At 65.8% G+C, this 16,115-nt stretch carries 16 protein-coding genes; 14 read left to right on the plus strand and 2 right to left on the minus strand.

What is annotated here, in order from left to right; translation table 11 throughout:
- Positions 1–161 precede the first annotated feature (161 nt).
- The gene (locus CH271_RS08520) at positions 162–611 is read left to right on the plus strand and encodes a YdeI/OmpD-associated family protein (RefSeq protein ID WP_094633377.1); all 450 of its coding nucleotides are present in this window, start codon (positions 162–164) and stop codon (positions 609–611) included.
- A gap of 128 nt (positions 612–739) precedes the next feature.
- On the opposite strand, the gene yczR is transcribed toward CH271_RS08520, so the two are convergent.
- Both yczR and CH271_RS08530 read right to left on the minus strand, forming a co-directional pair.
- Positions 740–2,203 carry a MocR-like transcription factor YczR gene (gene yczR / locus CH271_RS08525; RefSeq protein ID WP_094633378.1) on the minus strand — a complete coding sequence of 488 codons (1,464 nt, stop codon included), beginning with the start codon at positions 2,201–2,203 and terminating at the stop codon, positions 740–742.
- Positions 2,204–2,404: 201 nt separating this feature from the next.
- On the minus strand, positions 2,405–3,361 hold the full coding sequence (locus CH271_RS08530; RefSeq protein WP_256986333.1) for a formylglycine-generating enzyme family protein: 957 nt from the start codon (positions 3,359–3,361) through the stop codon (positions 2,405–2,407).
- Between the two features lie 274 nt (positions 3,362–3,635).
- On the opposite strand from CH271_RS08530, the gene CH271_RS08535 reads away from it, so the two are divergent.
- The 13 genes from CH271_RS08535 (at position 3,636) to CH271_RS08595 (ending at position 16,086) form a co-directional block, all read left to right on the plus strand.
- Positions 3,636–5,273 (plus strand): FAD-dependent monooxygenase, encoded by a 1,638-nt coding sequence (locus CH271_RS08535; protein WP_094633380.1) that lies wholly within the window; start codon positions 3,636–3,638, stop codon positions 5,271–5,273.
- A gap of 52 nt (positions 5,274–5,325) precedes the next feature.
- A complete protein-coding gene (locus CH271_RS08540) occupies positions 5,326–5,781 on the plus strand; it encodes a VOC family protein (protein WP_037193869.1) in 456 nt (151 codons plus the stop codon).
- Positions 5,782–5,814: 33 nt separating this feature from the next.
- Positions 5,815–6,582, plus strand: a complete 768-nt coding sequence (locus CH271_RS08545; RefSeq protein WP_256986334.1) for a dienelactone hydrolase family protein — start codon at positions 5,815–5,817, stop codon at positions 6,580–6,582.
- A 178-nt stretch (positions 6,583–6,760) separates the two neighbouring features.
- Entirely contained in the window at positions 6,761–8,092 is a 1,332-nt protein-coding gene (locus tag CH271_RS08550) for an ABC transporter substrate-binding protein (protein ID WP_052047933.1), read from the plus strand.
- Between the two features lie 47 nt (positions 8,093–8,139).
- Entirely contained in the window at positions 8,140–9,384 is a 1,245-nt protein-coding gene (locus CH271_RS08555) for an acyl-CoA dehydrogenase family protein (RefSeq protein ID WP_094633382.1), read from the plus strand.
- A 38-nt stretch (positions 9,385–9,422) separates the two neighbouring features.
- Positions 9,423–11,405, plus strand: coding sequence for a branched-chain amino acid ABC transporter permease (locus tag CH271_RS08560; RefSeq protein ID WP_094633383.1), 1,983 nt, complete (start codon positions 9,423–9,425; stop codon positions 11,403–11,405).
- Positions 11,402–12,172, plus strand: a complete 771-nt coding sequence (locus tag CH271_RS08565) for an ABC transporter ATP-binding protein (RefSeq protein ID WP_094633384.1) — start codon at positions 11,402–11,404, stop codon at positions 12,170–12,172. The genes CH271_RS08560 and CH271_RS08565 overlap by 4 nt, the downstream gene beginning before the upstream one ends.
- Positions 12,169–12,930 (plus strand): ABC transporter ATP-binding protein, encoded by a 762-nt coding sequence (locus CH271_RS08570; RefSeq protein WP_052047936.1) that lies wholly within the window; start codon positions 12,169–12,171, stop codon positions 12,928–12,930. The genes CH271_RS08565 and CH271_RS08570 overlap by 4 nt, the downstream gene beginning before the upstream one ends.
- The gene (locus CH271_RS08575) at positions 12,927–13,568 is read left to right on the plus strand and encodes an NADPH-dependent F420 reductase (protein WP_037193876.1); all 642 of its coding nucleotides are present in this window, start codon (positions 12,927–12,929) and stop codon (positions 13,566–13,568) included. The genes CH271_RS08570 and CH271_RS08575 overlap by 4 nt, the downstream gene beginning before the upstream one ends.
- Positions 13,569–13,597: 29 nt before the next feature.
- Complete coding sequence (locus CH271_RS08580) at positions 13,598–14,014, plus strand: SRPBCC family protein (protein ID WP_037193878.1); 417 nt, start codon at positions 13,598–13,600, stop codon at positions 14,012–14,014.
- Positions 14,007–14,699, plus strand: a complete 693-nt coding sequence (locus tag CH271_RS08585) for an SDR family NAD(P)-dependent oxidoreductase (RefSeq protein ID WP_094633385.1) — start codon at positions 14,007–14,009, stop codon at positions 14,697–14,699. Before CH271_RS08580 ends, CH271_RS08585 begins: the two co-directional genes overlap by 8 nt.
- A gap of 32 nt (positions 14,700–14,731) precedes the next feature.
- Entirely contained in the window at positions 14,732–15,451 is a 720-nt protein-coding gene (locus CH271_RS08590; protein ID WP_094633386.1) for a CoA transferase subunit A, read from the plus strand.
- Positions 15,448–16,086, plus strand: a complete 639-nt coding sequence (locus CH271_RS08595) for a 3-oxoacid CoA-transferase subunit B (protein ID WP_037193885.1) — start codon at positions 15,448–15,450, stop codon at positions 16,084–16,086. The genes CH271_RS08590 and CH271_RS08595 overlap by 4 nt, the downstream gene beginning before the upstream one ends.
- Positions 16,087–16,115 lie beyond the last annotated feature (29 nt).

The following is a 16,115-nucleotide window of genomic DNA, read 5'->3' on the forward strand; positions in this document are numbered from 1 at the left end:
CCCGGCACTCACCTGAGGTCGGTAGCCCGCCCGCGGCCGTATCGATATCCGCCGTCCATCACAGCTCGAGGGAAGCCACCTCGAAAGCGCAACAGCCCGAATCCCGCCGTTCGACGCGAATTGTGGACACTGAGCGCACCCGTGACCGATAGCCTGTCCGCATGGCAGCAACGGTTCTGCGAGTGTCCACGGTCCTCGAATCACGAGGCCCGGCAGCGGCCATTGTGCTCACGGACGAGCAGGTTGCGTCCCTCGGTTCCACCAAAACTCCGCCGGTTCGGTTCACGATCGGTGGTCAGACGGTGCGTGGTCGCATCGGCCGGATGGGCTGCGAGAATCTGCTCGGGCTCAACAAGAGTGTTCGCGCCACACTCGGCGTGGAGGCCGGCGACACCGTCGACGTGACCATCGAGTTGGACGACCAGCCGCAGGTGATCGAGGTGCCGCCGGCACTGGCGGCAGCCTTGGACGCGGACCCCGCTGTGCGAGCAGCGTTCGATGCGCTGGCACCGTCGACGCGCAAAGAGCACGCCCGATCCGTCGCGGATGCGAAACGCGACGACACTCGCGAGCGGCGTGTCACGGCAATCGTCCAGTCCCTCCGGCCCTGAGTGCTGCCGGCCCTGCGACGTCGCAAACGCGCGCGCATTCGTCAGATGCGCGCGATTCCGCTAGCGAACAGGTGACCAAATCGCGCGCGTTTCGCAAACGCGCGCGCGTTTGCGATCGACGTCGGGGCTCACACCACCGCAGCAGGCGTGCTCGACGCCACGGCCGGTGCCGGGGTGTTCTCTGACGACAGGCGAGCGAGAATCTCTACAGCCGAGGTGATTTCGGGCAGTGACCGCGTGAAGGGAATGCGTTGACGATCGTCGAAGGCGTAGCCCGTTCCGAAGCGCAGTCCGGGTGCCAGCAACAGGCCGTGAGAGTGAGCTTCCGCGACCAGCGCACTGGATCGGATGCCCTCGGGTAGGGAACACCACAGGGCCAATCCGCCGTCGGGAACTCGAAAGTGCCAATCCGGCAACTGGTCACGCATCAGTGCGACGGTGTGGTCGCGGGCAATTCTCGACGCCTCCGTGCGGACTCGTCGCACCTCGTCGTATCGACCCAACAACTCGATTGCCGCCAGTTGATCGATGATCGAGACCGAAAGTTGGCGTCGCGCATAGGTTGCGGCGACCCTCGCCAGCAGGCCGGCTTCGGCGCGAACCCACCCGACTCGCAGGCCACCCCACACAGTCTTGCTCGTCGACCCGATGGTCACCGTCGCCACGTCCGGGGTGGCGGCGCCGAAGGGTTCGATGTCCGGTGAACCGTCGACAGACAGATCGGCCGCCACCTCGTCGACGATGGTCAGTACGGCATGTCGGTGCATGGTGGCGGACAGCTGGCGACGGGTGCGGAGGGGGAGTCGCGCACCCGACGGATTGGAGAAGTCGGGCATGAAATATGCGAGAGTCGGCGCACTCTGCCGCGCAGCTCGGTCCGCTGATGCCACGAACTCGTCCGTGTTGTCGGGGTCGATGGGCACCGGGATGCATCGGCCACCGAGGGAGTGGACGAGTTCGACGACACCGGGATATGTCGGGTGCTCGACCAATACCCGGGCACCCGGCTCGGTGAACGTCGCCAACACAGCGTGGATGGAGTCGGTGGCACCGGAGGTGACGAGAATGTTCTCCGCGGTGGTCGGCATTCCCCGTCCTCGGTAGTACGCGGCAATCGACTCGCGGAGCTCGTACAGGCCGAGTGGGGCGTACCCGCCCAAGGGGAACCGGTCTCGAATCTTCTCGGACGCAACGCCGTACGCATCGGCCAGCAGGGGAGAAGCCGAGGGTGACGCGTTGACGAATTCGAGTGTCGCGGTGTCACGGTCGCCGGCGAGAGAACCCCAGGACGGCAAGGACCCTGTCGGTGAAACGTAGGTACCCGATCCTCGCTGCGCGCTGATCCACCCTCCCTCGCGAAGATGCTTGTAGGCCGACGCGACCGTGACCCGACTGACGTCGAGACTGATCGACAATGCCCGCTCGGCGGGAAGCCGCGTCTGCGCCGAGACCTCCCCGCTCTCGATCAACCGCCGCAACTCGTCGGCGATCTCGAGGTAGAGCGGGCCGCCGGATCTGTTCCGCAACGTCGACGGGTCGATCCGTGCTGCCAGCTCCGGGGCCGAGATCGCCGTTGCGTCGAAAGGATCCATACAGGCCACTCTCGCACACTGGACTGCACTATTCGACGAAAAACCAGTCCATTGTGGTCCCATGATCGCAATTGGAGCTGTTGTGGCCTTATCCGTCATCGGAGCAGGGTGGACCGTGGTCGCACTACGCGAGGGCGGGCGATGCGGGCCTGCCGGGCCGCCGCGGAGTCGTGTTCGGTCCGACTGACCGCGCGTTCTGGCTCAGCGAGTCGGTGCAGAGCCTCTGACGATGCAGCGGAAACCGATGTGGGACATCCCGGAGTCGACGGGTTGCGCCTGCCGAGCTGCGGGACGATAACGGCGGCAATAGTTCTCGGCGCAGAGGTGGGATCCGCCCTTGATGACCCGACGCGAGATGGTCCCGGCGGGATTGCTCGGATCGTGGCTGCCCTCGGCCGACGCGACCCGCGGATCGACTGCCGGTCCGCAGCAGGCATGGGTGGCGGTCTCGCTGTGATCGGTGCGGTAGAAGTCCGCCGTCCACTCCCATACGTTTCCGGTGACGTCGTACAGGCCGTAGCCGTTGGGCGGATACGAACGCACGGCCGTGGTCCTACGATCGGCGACCGGTTTGAGGTTCTGCCAGGGAAACTCCCCGAGCCAGTAGTTGGCCAACTGTGTACCTATCGGTGCCAGTTGGTCTCCCCATGCATAGGGCGCGCCGTTCAACCCGCCGCGCGCCGCGCGTTCCCACTCGGCCTCGGTGGGTAGTTCCTTGCCCGCCCACTGCGCGTAGGCGTGCACGTCCTCCCAGCTCACATGCGTGACCGGATGCAGTTCGCGCCCGTCTATACCGGACCCGGGGCCCTCAGGATGCGCCCAGTTCGCGCCCGGGATCAGCCGCCACCAGCCCTGCCAATTCGTCAGATCCACCGGGCCCTGCGTCGGGGTGAACACCAGCGAACTCGGCACCAGACGCGCCGGATCCGCATCCGGATAGTCCGCCGGATCCATCGGCCGCTCCGCCACCGTCACGTACCCGGTGGCTTTGACGAACCGTCTGAACTGGGTGACGGTCACCGGAGTCTCGTCCGCCCAGAAACCCTCGACGGTCACCTCGTGAACGGGCGCCTCCTCGGGATAGTCGGCCCAGTCCGACCCCATCCGAAACTGGCCGCCGGGCACCCACTGCATGCGAGGGAAAGGTGGGGCACTCATGGCGGTGATCGTACACATTGTCGGGGAAACCATTGTGCTGTCACGGAATTGACCGGGATCTGTCGACCTCGCGCGCGTGATCCTCGCTCGGCACTGCCCGATTGCGAGATCGGGACCCCGCCAGCGACACCCAGGCCCCGCCGGCAACGCCCAGCTCGCGGCCGTAGTACCCGCCAGTAGCGAAACGTGATGCTTGCCACTTCTCGAACCCGCTGTTATCTTGGAAACACATTCCATCAGATGGAATCGTTCATGGAATTCAGAGGAGTGGACAGTGGCATCTCGTTCCAACGAAGTACCCGTCGCGATCTCGGGTGCGGGGCCGGTGGGGATGGCGTTGGCCATCGATCTCGCCCTTCGCGGTATCCCGAGCGTGCTGTTCGAGAAGCGTTCGGAGGAGGAACGGATCGTCGCACGCGCCAACATGACCAACGTTCGCTCCATGGAGCACTTCCGGCGCTGGGGCATCGCAGATGCGTTGCGCGACAACGATCCTGTGAGCCCATTGGTCTACCGTGACGTGGCCTTCGTGACCCGCCTGACCGGTCACGAGGTCTTGAGGTTTCCCCGCGCGTACGAGTGGTCGGAGCGACTGCCCATCGCGTCCGAGGTCGCGGAATGGGCCCCGAACGAGGCGATCGAGAAGACGCTGCGGGACCGCGTGAAGGCCCTTCCTCTCATCGATCTGCGCTTCGAGAGCGAAGTGAAGAGATTCGAGCAGAACGACCACGGGGTGACCGTCACCGTCGCCACCCCGGACGGCGAACAGACGCTGCTGGCGCAGTACATGGTGGTCTCCGAGGGCAGTCGAAGCCGACTCCGTCGTGACGGCCTCAACGTCCGAATGGAAGGTCATCCCAACCTCGCACGCAGCTTCCTGTGGCACATCAAGGCTCCGGCACTGGCCGAACTGTGGAAGGCCACTCCGATGGCCTCGATGCTGCTGTTCTACAACGAGGACCGTGCCGGCGACAGTCTGGTGCCGCAGTCGGGCACCGATCACTGGGCCTACTTCTGCTCGCCCGTACCCGAGGACGTCGACGGTGACGACTGGGAAGCCTGCCGCGCCATGCTCTTTCGAGCAATCGGCGAGGAATTCGAGGTCGAGCCACTCGCGGGCGGTACCTTCATCACGCACTCGATCCAGGCACCTCGATTCGACTTCGGCCGCGTACTGCTGGCCGGCGACTCGGCGCACATGGTCTCGCCGATGGGCGGATTCGGCATGAACATCGGCATCGGTGACGCCGCCGACCTGGGTTGGAAACTCGCCGCGTTGATCGACGGTTGGGGCGGTCCCCTCATGCTCCCGAGCTACAGCATCGAACGCGGTGAAGCGGCGCGCTTCATCCTCGCCGGTTGCGAGAGCAATCAGGCCGTGGGCTCCCGCGAGCTGGTGCGCGACGGTATCGAGGACGACGGCCCCGTCGGTGAAGCGATCCGCGCCCAGGTGGCCGAGGACATCGCGATCCAGAAGGCCCGTCAGTTCAAGCGAATGGGCGGCCAACTCGGCTACCGCTACTCGTCGTCTCCCATCATCTACCGCGACGGAACCGACCAACCTGCACCGTCTTTCGAGGACTACGTTCCGTCGTCCTATCCCGGAAATCGTGCACCGCATCATTGGCTCGCGGACGGCTCGTCGCTGTACGACCACCTGGGGAACGGCTTCACGCTCCTTGTCCTCGGCGACGTCGAACACGGCGCTCTCACCGACGCCGCGGCAGAACGCAACGTGCCACTGCAGATCCTCACCGTCGAGGATCCCGACCTCACCGATCTGTGTGAATTGTATTCCGCCGGAGCGACATTGATCCGCTCGGATCACCATGTCGCGTGGCGCGGCGACGCGCTTCCCGACGATCTCGACCATCTGCTCGATGTCGTCACCGGATCGGTCTCGTTCATCTGAACTGCCAGGCCCTTCAATTCCCATCCACCACATCACCGAAAGGCTCACTCTCATGCCCAAAGTCACCCGTCTAGGCCACGTCGGACTGTTCGTCTCCGACCCCGAGATCATGATGGAGTTCTACTCGACATTCCTCGGAATGACCGTCACCGACCGCGACGAACGCCGCGTCTTTCTGAGTTCGCGGCCGTCGGAGGAGCACCACGAGATTCTGCTCGCGAAGAACCTCGAACGCCACACCGATCCGCAGCAGCTCTCGTTCGTCGTCGATTCGTTGGCCGACCTGCGTGCGTTCTATGCCCAGATCGTGGAGCGCAAGTACGACATCGACCACATCAGCAATCACGGCAATGCGCTCGGTTGCTACTTCCGCGACCCCGAGGGAAACCGAGTGGAGGTCTACTGGCACACCGGAATCGAATGGCCGCAGCCGTTCAGTGAGCCCATCGATCTCTCGCTGTCGGAGGAGGAGTTGCGCAGCCGCCTCGACGAGATGGTCGCGGCGTAGGAAACCCGGCCGGGACCGCGGAGGAGAAGAGCGTTGAAAGAAGGAATGATCGCCGAGGTGGTTGCGTTCAGCGGCCACAACGGCGACCGCATCGAGGGCTATTCGGCTCGCCCGACCGCTGCCGAGCCGGTGGGCAGCGTCGTCGTGCTGCACCACGCACCCGGGCTCGACTTCTGGTGCAAAGAGGTGGTCCGACGGTTCGCCGAGTGCGGATACGCGGCCCTCGCGCCGAATCTCTATCACCGCCGCGGTCCCGGGCACTGGGCCGAGGTCGCTGCGGCGGCCCGGGCCGAGGGATTGGGAAAGGCCATGCCCAACGACCAGGTGATGGGCGACATCGCCGGGGCCACCGACTACGTGAAGTCGCAGCCCGGATCCAACGGCAAGGCCGGGGTGATCGGATTCTGCTCCGGCGGACGGCAGGCCTTCCTCGCGGCGTGCGACGTACCGGAGTTGGACGCGGCCGTCGACTGCTGGGGCGGAAGCATCGTGCCGCAGGCTCCCGATCCGACGAAGCCGAACGCCCCCTCGCGGGGAGTCATTCATCGGGCTCCCGACATGTCGGCTCCGCTGTTGGGGATCTTCGGGAACGACGACACCAATCCGGATCCGACGCAGGTCGACGACATCGAACGTGAGCTGACCAGGCTCGGCAAGGATTTCGAGTTTCATCGTTACGACGGTGCGGGACATGGGTTCTTCGCTACCGACCATCCGCATTACCAGCAGGCACAGGCGGTGGACGGCTGGAAGAAGGTCTTCGCCTTCTTCGATGTGCATCTGCAGTCCGACGCATCCTGATCGACTGTCAGGCGAGGGTCGAAACGCACAGAAAACCCGAAGGTATTGAGGGTTGTGTGATGGCCCTCACATGGCTAGTCTCGATTCCGTACCTCGGAATCGCATTCCACGAAGGCCACGCGAGTAGTCCACGAGACCGCGTGAGCACCCCGCACGCGCTCTCGAAGGAAGAACCCCAATGTCTCTCACTCCCTCCCGTCCCACCAGGGCCGGGTCTAAGTCCGCGAAGTTGATGGTCATCGCGGCAACCATGTCGGCCGTGCTCGCCGGCTGCGCCGCCGAAGCGGCATCACCGACCGGTACCGCCACCGGCGGCTCGACGGCCGTGGCAACGGACCAGACCAACACCTCGGCTGTCACCGACCTGGTCGACTACACCGGAGGAACTGCAGGCGCAGCCGATCAGAGCCTCGAACCCGTCACCATCGGATGGGTCAATCAGCAGGGCGGTGCCCTCGGATTCCCGGCCGCCACCGACGGTGCCGAGGCTGCCGTGAAGTACGTGAACGAGAACCTCGGCGGTATCGACGGCCATCCGCTGAAGCTCGAGACGTGCTTCGTCGTCGAGAACGAGCAGGACGGCAACAGTTGCGGCCTGCAGCTGGTCAACGATCCGGACGTTCGGACCGTGCTGTTCGGCTCGACCATCACCGGCAATCAGTCGTTCCTGGCGGTCAACAAGGGGCAGAAGCCGATCCTGATGGCCAACTCCATCAGTTCCACCGACGCTCAGAGCGACAACGTCTTCATCTACAACGGCAACCCGTCGTCGATCTTCCGTGGACTGACGACCTACCTGGACACCGTCGTCGGCGCCAAGTCTGTGGCGCTGATCTACCCGCAGAACGCTCAAAGTGCGGACGGTGCAAAGGTTCTGCAGACTGCACTCGATTCGGTCGGCATCGAGGTCAAGGCGGTCGGTTTCGACCCGTCGACCACCAACCTCACCGCCGCAGCTGTGGCCTCGGGGGCATCGGACGCCGATGCCATCGTCCCGCTCGTCTCGACTCCGCCGACCTGCGTGGCCGCGGCCAAGGCCCTCGACACCCTGGCCGTGACGGCCCCCATCATCGGAGCCGGCTCCTTCTGCTTCACCGACCAGGTGGCGCAGGGACTCGGCGGTGACGCACCGAAGTGGCAGCAGATCTCGACCCAGACCAACGTCGCCGACATGAGCCAGCCCGACGTCCAGTCGTACATCGAGGCCTCGACGACCGCCGGACTGTCCGAGACGTCCCAGGCCACTCCCGACGCCGCCCTCGCATGGGGGTTGGTCGCCACAGCGACCCGATTCCTCAATGCCGCAGGCGGTTCCGAAGCAACCGCGCCGGCGATCGCCGAACAGGCGAAGTCCTTCACCGGCCCGCTGCTGTTGGGTAGCGCCACCGTCGCCTGCGGCGCGAACACCGCCGAGCCGGGCCTGTGCGGTGCCCAGACTCGAGTCTTCGAATACACCGGCAACGGCTCGTACACCGCGCTCACCGACTGGCTCGAACCATCGGGCTCCTGACACATCGATCTCCGACAGCCCCCACACTCTCGAGAAAGAAGACCATCATGACCGCTGTAGCCAACGACACCGTCGAACATTCCAGCCCCGCGTCGAGTCCGGAAGTCCTCATCGAACGAGCACGATCGTTCCGTGATCACCTGCTCGCAGAACAGGATTCGACGGACGCTCGCGGCACCTACTCGCCCGAGACGCACGAACTGTTCAAGGAGGCCGGCTTCTACCGCACCTTGCTCCCGCAGCGTTTCGGTGGGCTCGAGTACGACGTCACCTCGTTCGTCAGGATGATCATCGAAATCGCCCGCGGCTGCCCGGGTTCGGGCTGGTGCCTGTGCCTTGCCTCCGGTCACGGACTGCAGATCGGTGGATTGTTCGACGAGAAGGCGCAAGCCGAGGCGATCGGACCCGGCGGGGACTTCGCAGCCCCGATGCGTGGCGTGCCGATGGGCACCGCGACTCTGCAGGACGACGGTCGCTGGAGCGTCGACGGAACCTGGGACTACTGCTCGGGATCGCCCTACTCGACCCACGCGATTCTCGCGGTGCGGCTCGTCGAGGGCGGCGAGAAGACCGGCCAGGGATTGGCTCTCGTTCCGCGCAACGGCTGGATCCTGCAGGACGATTGGAAAGAGCGCGCGTTCGGTATGCGCGGCAGCGGCTCGAACAGCATCACCGTCGCCGGCACCGCGGTGCCGGAGGAGAACGTGGTGCGCGGCAGCCTGCTGCAGTTCCGCGGCGGACTGAAGACTCCCGGTTACGAGCTGCACGGCAATCCGATGTACGCAGGCCATCCCATGGGCTACCTGCAGCTCGAGATCACCTCGGTACTGGTGGGCTGCGCCTGGGCCGCGCTCGACGAATACGAGCGCATCCTGCGGACCAAGAAGACCATGGGCCCCAACCCACTTCCGCGCTTCACGTCCCCGGATTTCCAGCGCTACTGGGGCGTCGCGGCCGGCAAGATCCGTGCGGCCGAGGACATTCTGGTGAAGATGAGCCAGCACTACTCCGAGCTGTGCGCGTCGTCGGTACAGGACGGCGGCGAGTTCGAGCCCGAGGACCTGATGAACATCAACGCCAGCACCCACCACGCCGTCAACCTCGCCTGGGAAGCCGTCGAGTTGCTGTTCCGTACCTCGGGAACCAGCGAAGGCGGCCGCAACGGCTCACGCATGCAGCGTTACTACCGCGATATGTCCACGGCGCGAACCAATGTGGGCCTGCAGTGGGAGACCTTCGCGCAGATGTTCGCCCAGGAGCACTTCGATCTCTCGCCGGCACCGCTCGCGTGATGGCCGGGCCCACGATTCGACTCGGGCAGGCGTAGCGCATGGATACCGTCTTCCTGTTCGCTCTGCTCGGGTTGGGTACCGGCGCACTGATCGCGATGATCGCGGTCGGCGTCGTACTCAGCTGGCGCGGTAGCGGAACGATCAACATCGCGGCCGGTGCCGTGGTCATGGTCGCCGGCTACCTCTTCTGGTCCCTGCGCACCGGGTTCTTCGCCCCCGCATTGACCACTCCCGCAGCAATAGTCGTCACGCTGCTGGCAATGGCTCTGCTCGCCGTCATGGTCGAGTTCGCCGCCGTCAAACCGCTCAGATCCGCCTCGCCGCTCGCCAAACTCGTCGCGTCCATCGGCGTACTGCTATTGCTGCAAGCGGTGGTCCAGCTCGTGTTCGGCACCGCTCCGCTCAACAGTCCAGCGGTATTGACCGACTCGGTCGTCGAAGTCGGCGGCGTGACAGTGCCGGTGGCACAACTGATTCTGGCCGCAGTGGTCGTACTGATCTCGACGGCACTGGCGGCACTCTACCGCTTCACCCGCTTCGGAATCGCGACCCGCGCGGCGTCGGAGAGCGAGCGTTCGGCCGTACTGGCCGGGTTGTCGCCGTCGTCGATCTCGCTGGCCAACTCCGTACTCGCCTATGTCACGGCCGGCTTCGTCGGCATCCTGGCCGCCTCCATCGTCGGAGTCAGCGCCTCGACGCTGCCGCTGCTGGTGATCCCGGCCTTGGCCGCTGCGTTGTTCGCGGGGTTCAGCTCGATCGGAATTGCCTGCGCAGCAGGTCTTCTCATCGGCATGGCCGAGTCGCTGCTGTCCTACGCCTCGACCATGGCCTGGTTCCCGACGCAGGACGGAATCACCCCACCCGGGTTGCAGCAGCTCGCAGAGTTCCTGCTGATCGTTGTCGCACTGTGGTGGAAGGGTTCGACACTGCCGCAGCGCGGCGAATTCGTCGGACGCTCGCTTCCGGCGGTACCCCGTCAGGAGCACCTGCTGCGCCGCGTCGGCCCGGTCTTCGTCGTCGGAGCGATCGCACTGCTCGTCCTGCCCGCGGACCTACGCCAGGCCATCACCACCGGCTTGGTCGCGACCGTCCTGTGCCTGTCGTTCATCGTCATCATGGGATACGTCGGGCAGCTGTCGGTGGTGCAACTCGCGCTCGCCGGGTTCGCCGCGTTCGCGGTGTCGCGGCTCGGCACCGAATTCGGTCTCGGCTTCCCGGCCGCCCCGATCATCGCCGTTCTCGCGGCAACGGCACTGGGCGTGGGGATCGGAGCCGCGGCCCTGAGAGTGCGCGGAGTGACCCTGGTGGTGGTGACCCTCGCCGCCGCCGTGGCCATCGAACAATTCGTGTTCGCCAACTCCGAGTGGGGTGGAGGACAGACCGGGGCACCCGTGGCCTCACCCACGCTGTTCGGATTCAACTTCGGACCCGATTCCGGTCTGCGCGGACTGGACGGCGCACTACCGAGCCCGGTGTTCGGACTCGTCGCGCTGGTGGTCGCCACCCTCGCGTACATGGGCGTGGTCTACCTGCGCAACAGCGACCTCGGTCGTCAGATGTTGGCCATCCGCTCCAACGAACGTGCCGCAGCCGCAGCCGGAGTCAACGTGCGCACGGTCAAGATCGTCGCCTTCGGCATCACCTCGGCACTGGCCGGAGTGGCGGGAGTGATGTACGCCTACCAGTTCGGCACCGTTTCGGCGAACAGCTACGGGATCTCCGTCGCCCTGACACTGGTGGCGAGTGTCTACGTACTCGGCGTGACGCTGCCGCAGGGAGCCGTGCTGGCGGGCTTCGGAGCGATCGGCTCGGTGATACCGCTGATCCTGCAGAAATACGTGCTCCCCGCAGACCACATCTCCCTGTACGTGCAGCTGCTCATCGGCGGAGGTCTGCTGCTCCAACTGCGGTTCTTCCCGGACGGCCTGCTCGTGTCGAGGTCGATCAAGAAGGAACGCAAGACGACCGGCATCGACACCCTCGTGCCGGAACTGCCACGGATGAAGAGCGTACGAACATGACGACCAACGTTCTCGAAGCACACAACATCGAAGTACGGTTCGGCGGAGTCCATGCGTTGCGCGGCGTCGACCTGCAGGTACGCCCGGGCCAGATCGTCGGCCTGATCGGACCCAACGGAGCGGGCAAGACCACCTTCGTCGACGCCATCACCGGTTTCGTCCCGGCCGGTGGGTCCATCGAGATCGGTGGCCGCGACGTCAGCGGCCTGCGTCCCCATGCACGAGTGCGGGAAGGTCTGTGCCGTACCTGGCAGGCCGTCGAACTGTTCGACGACCTGACGGTGGCGGAGAATCTCGCCGTGGCGTCACGCCAGCCCACCGTGAGATCGACGATCGCCGGCATGTTCGGCCTCGGCGTCGACGATATCGCGGGTGCGACAAAGACTCTCGACGACGTCGGAATCGGCCACCTGGCCCAGGCGCTGCCCACCGAGCTCTCCGAGGGGCAACGCAAACTCGTCGGAATCGCCAGGGCGCTGGCGTCCAAGCCGGCCATTCTGTGCCTCGACGAGCCGGCCGCCGGCCTGGACACGACCGAAAGCTCCTTTCTCGGAAAGCAATTGCGCAACCTGGGTGATCACGGAACGCCGATGTTGCTGATCGACCACGACATCTCGTTCGTGTTCGGCACCTGCGACTACGTCGTCGTTCTCGAATTCGGTCAGGTGATCGCGCAGGGACTCCCGCATGTCGTGCGATCCGACCCCCGCGTCATCTCGGCCTATCTCGGTCACGACGTCGCCCCAGCAGGAAAGGATCTGACATGAGCGCGGTTCTGAGCGTCGATCATCTCTCGGCCGGCTACCAGCGATCGGTGGTCGTCCGAGACATCGGCATCGAGGTCGCTTCGGGCGAGGTCGTGGCTCTGCTCGGGCCCAACGGCGCAGGCAAGACCACCACTCTCAAAGCAGTCTCGGGGCTGGTTCGTTCGTTCGAGGGCGGAGTGAGCCTGCTGGGTGAGAACCTCGCGGCACTGTCGCCGACCAACCGGGCGCGCCGCGGCATCGCGCATGTGCCCGAAGACCGAGGACTGTTCTTCGGTCTGACCGTCGCCGAGCACTTCAAATTACGCAGGCGCGGTGAGACTCTCGATGCAGACCTCGCCTTCGACTACTTCCCGGCGCTCACGTCGCTGAGCAACCGGCTCGCAGGAGTTCTCTCGGGAGGCGAGCAGCAGATGTTGGCCGTGGGCCGGGCGCTCGCCCGCAAACCGGCGCTGCTGCTGCTCGACGAACTCAGCCTCGGGCTCGCGCCGGTCATCGTGCAGGCACTGCTGCCGGTCATCCGCCGGTTCGCCGACGACACCGGTTGCGGCGTCCTGCTCGTCGAGCAGCACGTGGAGCTCGCCCTCGGAATCTCGGACCGGGCCTACCTGATGGCCCACGGCGACATCTCGGCCGGACACGACGCCCACGTGCTGCTGCAGGACAAGGGGCTGGTCCGAGCCAGCTACCTGGGCGGGGACCAATGGGACGCAAGCGAAGCGGACCTGGCGACAACAACCACCACAGAAGGAGAGAAATGAAAATAGGAATCATCGGAGCCGGACGGATGGGTCAGGCATTGGCCGGACTGTTCACTCGGGCCGGACACGACGTCATCCTCAGCAACTCGCGCGGCCCGGAATCGTTGGCGGACATCGTCGACGAGTTCAACGGACACTGCTCCGCGGGAACGGTGCAGGAGGCAGTCGACAGCACCGACCTGGTCTTCCTCGCGACCCCGTGGGGCAAGACCGCCGCGGCCGTCTCGGTCGTCGAGAACTGGGACGGCAAGATCGTCGTCGACACGACGAACAACCGGACCGCCCCCGGACCGCAGGGCGTCATCGACATCGGCGGCCGGATCTCGAGCGAGGTGGTCGCCGAGTACATACCGGGCGCGCGAGTGGTCAAGGCGCTCAACGTCACTCCCATCCACATCATGGCGACCACACTGTCGGCCGGAGCCGATCCTCAGCACGCGGTCTACATGGCAGGCGACGACGACGACGCGAAGAAGCTGGTGACGGATCTTCTCGCGACGATCGGCGGTGTCGCCATCGACACGGGCGATCTGCACACCGGCGGAGCGCTCCAAGGGATGGGCGGTGCGCTGCCCGGCGACATGGAGATGCTCAGCGTCCCGGCCGCCGAGGCCAAACTCGCTGCAGCCAAGAGCTAGACCTACCAACACAATTCGAGGAGAACACCATGACCATCGTTCAGTTGAGCAAGACGACCACCCTCACCGCCAAGGCCGACGAGGTCTGGTCCTTCGTCAGCGACTTCGGCGGCTACGCCTCCTGGCAGCCGCACATCGACGCCGTGGAAATGCAGGCCGACGGTAGCCGCAAGGTCGACTTCTCCCGCGGCGACTCGGTCTTCGACCGCATCGCGGCCCAGGACGACGCCGCCCGATCGCTCACCTACGAGTTGGTGCCGGGCCAGCCCGGACCGATGCAGCACCTCGCCGCCACCTTCACCGTGCGCGAAGCGGGCGACGGCTCCGAGGTGGAATACGCCATCGAGGCCGACGTGCCCGAGGAGATGCAGGACGGTGCCCGCGTCGGTATCGGAGCGGACATCGACGGTGCACTCAGCGGCCTGAACAGCAAATTCGGTGGCTGACGACGCCCCCGTCGCACTGGTGACCGGAGGAGCGGGATTCATCGGATCGGCTGTTGTCGACCGACTCCGCGCCTCCGGCCACCACGTGGTGACGCTCGACCTGCACGGTGATCCGGCGGTCGACCTGTCCGACGAACACGCCGTGCGCGCAGCCGCACGGGCGGTGCTCGCCGAACACGGCCGCGTCGACGTCCTCGTCCACGCCGGGGTCTCGTTCCAGCGCGCGACTCTCGCCGATCTGGATGCCACCGTGCTGCGCAACGTCATGGCCGTCAACGTCGAAGCGCCGCTGTGGCTGGTCCAGGAACTCGAACCGGGCATGAGCGAGCGAGGATTCGGACGCGTGGTGTTCCTCGTGTCCGACACCTTCTTCAACCCACCGCCGGTGTCGGACATGCTGCCGTACATCACCAGCAAGGGCGCGCTCATCGGTGCGTCACGCTCGCTGGCACGCTCCCTCGGCGCGTCGGGCATCACGGTGAACTGCGTGGCACCGGGCCTGACGCCACCGCCGGTCGGCGGCATGGAACAGCACGTCAAGGACGACGTACTACGCCGGCAGGCACTTCCGCGTCCGCTGGTCCCCGACGACGTGGCCAACGTCGTCGCGTTCCTGGTGCAGCCGGAGAGTCAGGCCATCACCGGTCAGACGCTGTGTCCCGACGGTGGGCTGGTGCTGCTGTGACCTCGAATTCGGCCGTGCGGGCCGGTAAACGGATGTCGGCCGACGAGGCCGTCGCCGACATTCCTCACGGCGCGAGCATCGGCGTCGGTGGATTCGGCACCGCCGGAGTGCCGTGGGCGCTGGTGCGAGCACTGCGCGCCCAGGGTGCTTCCGGCCTGACCGTCGTGGCGAACAACTGCGGGGTCAACGGAGCCGGTCTGGCTCTGCTGTTGCACGACCGTCGCATCGACCGTGTGATCGCGTCGTACATCGGATCGAACGAAGAGTTCGCGCGGCAGTACATGAGCGGCGAGATCGAGGTGGAGCTGACACCGCAGGGGACTCTGGCCGAGCGGCTGCGGGCCGGCGGAGCGGGCATCGCTGCCTTCTTCACCCCGACCGGCGTCGGCACCCTCGTCTCCGACGGCGGTATGGCGCATCGGTACAACTCGGCCGGGGACGTGGTGAAAGCGTCTGCTCCCAAGGAGATTCGCCGATTCGGACTCGGTGGCCGCGAGCGTGAGTACGTGCTCGAAGAGGGCATCGTGACCGACTACGCGCTCGTTCGCGCTGCGGTGGCCGACACGGCGGGCAACGCGATATTCAGGGCCTCGGCGCAGAACTTCAACCCGGACGTGGCGATGGCCGGCCGCATCACCGTCGTCGAGGCCGAGCGCGTCGTCGAACCCGGCGAACTCGATCCCGACTCCGTTCAGCTCTCGGGCGTGTTCGTCCAGCGTGTGGTCGAAGTACCGGACGAGGTGGTCGCATGACCGGCCTCGGTTGGAACCGGGATGAGATGGCGCGGCGAGCCGCGCAGGAACTACGTCCCGGTCAGAGCGTCAACCTGGGCATCGGTCTACCCACCCGCGTGGCCAACCACCTGCCGTCCTCGCTGGGAGTGACCGTGCACAGCGAGAACGGAGTCCTGGCCGTGGGGCCGACGCCGCTGCCGGAATGCCTGGACACCGACCTGATCAATGCCGGAACCGAACCGATCACGGTGCTCCCCGGCGCATCGTTCGTGTCCTCGTCGACGTCGTTCGCCATGATCCGCGGCGGACACATAGACGTGACGGTGCTCGGTGCGATGGAGGTCTCGGCGACCGGCGACCTGGCCAACTGGATGATGCCCGGTCACATGGTGCGGGGGATGGGCGGGGCCATGGACCTCGTTGCGGGTGCAGGCCGCGTCATCGTCGTCATGGAACACGCGGGCAAGGACGGCACTCCCAAACTGGTGCAGCAGTGCGCGTTCCCGCTGACCGGACGCGCGGTGGTGGACCGCATCGTCACCAACCTCGGCGTTCTGGACGTCACGCCACGGGGTTTCGCGCTGCGTGAAGTGGCTCCAGGGGTGACGATCCACGATGTGCGCCGACTGACTGGGGCGTCCGTGATGACGTGATGAGCCCGGCCACAGGGGCGTTGAACGAT

Origin of the sequence: Rhodococcus sp. 05-340-2, assembly GCF_002258915.1 — a bacterium.
Lineage (GTDB): Bacteria > Actinomycetota > Actinomycetes > Mycobacteriales > Mycobacteriaceae > Rhodococcoides.

Coding starts and splice junctions, on each gene's coding strand:
- CH271_RS08530 (WP_256986333.1), bottom strand. CDS start 3,361: ATGAGTGCCCCACCTTTCCCTCGCATGCAGTGGGTGCCCGGCGGCCAG.
- CH271_RS08565 (WP_094633384.1), top strand. CDS start 11,402: ATGACGACCAACGTTCTCGAAGCACACAACATCGAAGTACGGTTCGGC.
- CH271_RS08540 (WP_037193869.1), top strand. CDS start 5,326: ATGCCCAAAGTCACCCGTCTAGGCCACGTCGGACTGTTCGTCTCCGAC.
- CH271_RS08560 (WP_094633383.1), top strand. CDS start 9,423: ATGGATACCGTCTTCCTGTTCGCTCTGCTCGGGTTGGGTACCGGCGCA.
- CH271_RS08590 (WP_094633386.1), top strand. CDS start 14,732: ATGTCGGCCGACGAGGCCGTCGCCGACATTCCTCACGGCGCGAGCATC.
- CH271_RS08570 (WP_052047936.1), top strand. CDS start 12,169: ATGAGCGCGGTTCTGAGCGTCGATCATCTCTCGGCCGGCTACCAGCGA.
- CH271_RS08595 (WP_037193885.1), top strand. CDS start 15,448: ATGACCGGCCTCGGTTGGAACCGGGATGAGATGGCGCGGCGAGCCGCG.
- CH271_RS08520 (WP_094633377.1), top strand. CDS start 162: ATGGCAGCAACGGTTCTGCGAGTGTCCACGGTCCTCGAATCACGAGGC.
- CH271_RS08550 (WP_052047933.1), top strand. CDS start 6,761: ATGTCTCTCACTCCCTCCCGTCCCACCAGGGCCGGGTCTAAGTCCGCG.
- CH271_RS08580 (WP_037193878.1), top strand. CDS start 13,598: ATGACCATCGTTCAGTTGAGCAAGACGACCACCCTCACCGCCAAGGCC.
- CH271_RS08575 (WP_037193876.1), top strand. CDS start 12,927: ATGAAAATAGGAATCATCGGAGCCGGACGGATGGGTCAGGCATTGGCC.
- CH271_RS08555 (WP_094633382.1), top strand. CDS start 8,140: ATGACCGCTGTAGCCAACGACACCGTCGAACATTCCAGCCCCGCGTCG.
- yczR (WP_094633378.1), bottom strand. CDS start 2,203: ATGGATCCTTTCGACGCAACGGCGATCTCGGCCCCGGAGCTGGCAGCA.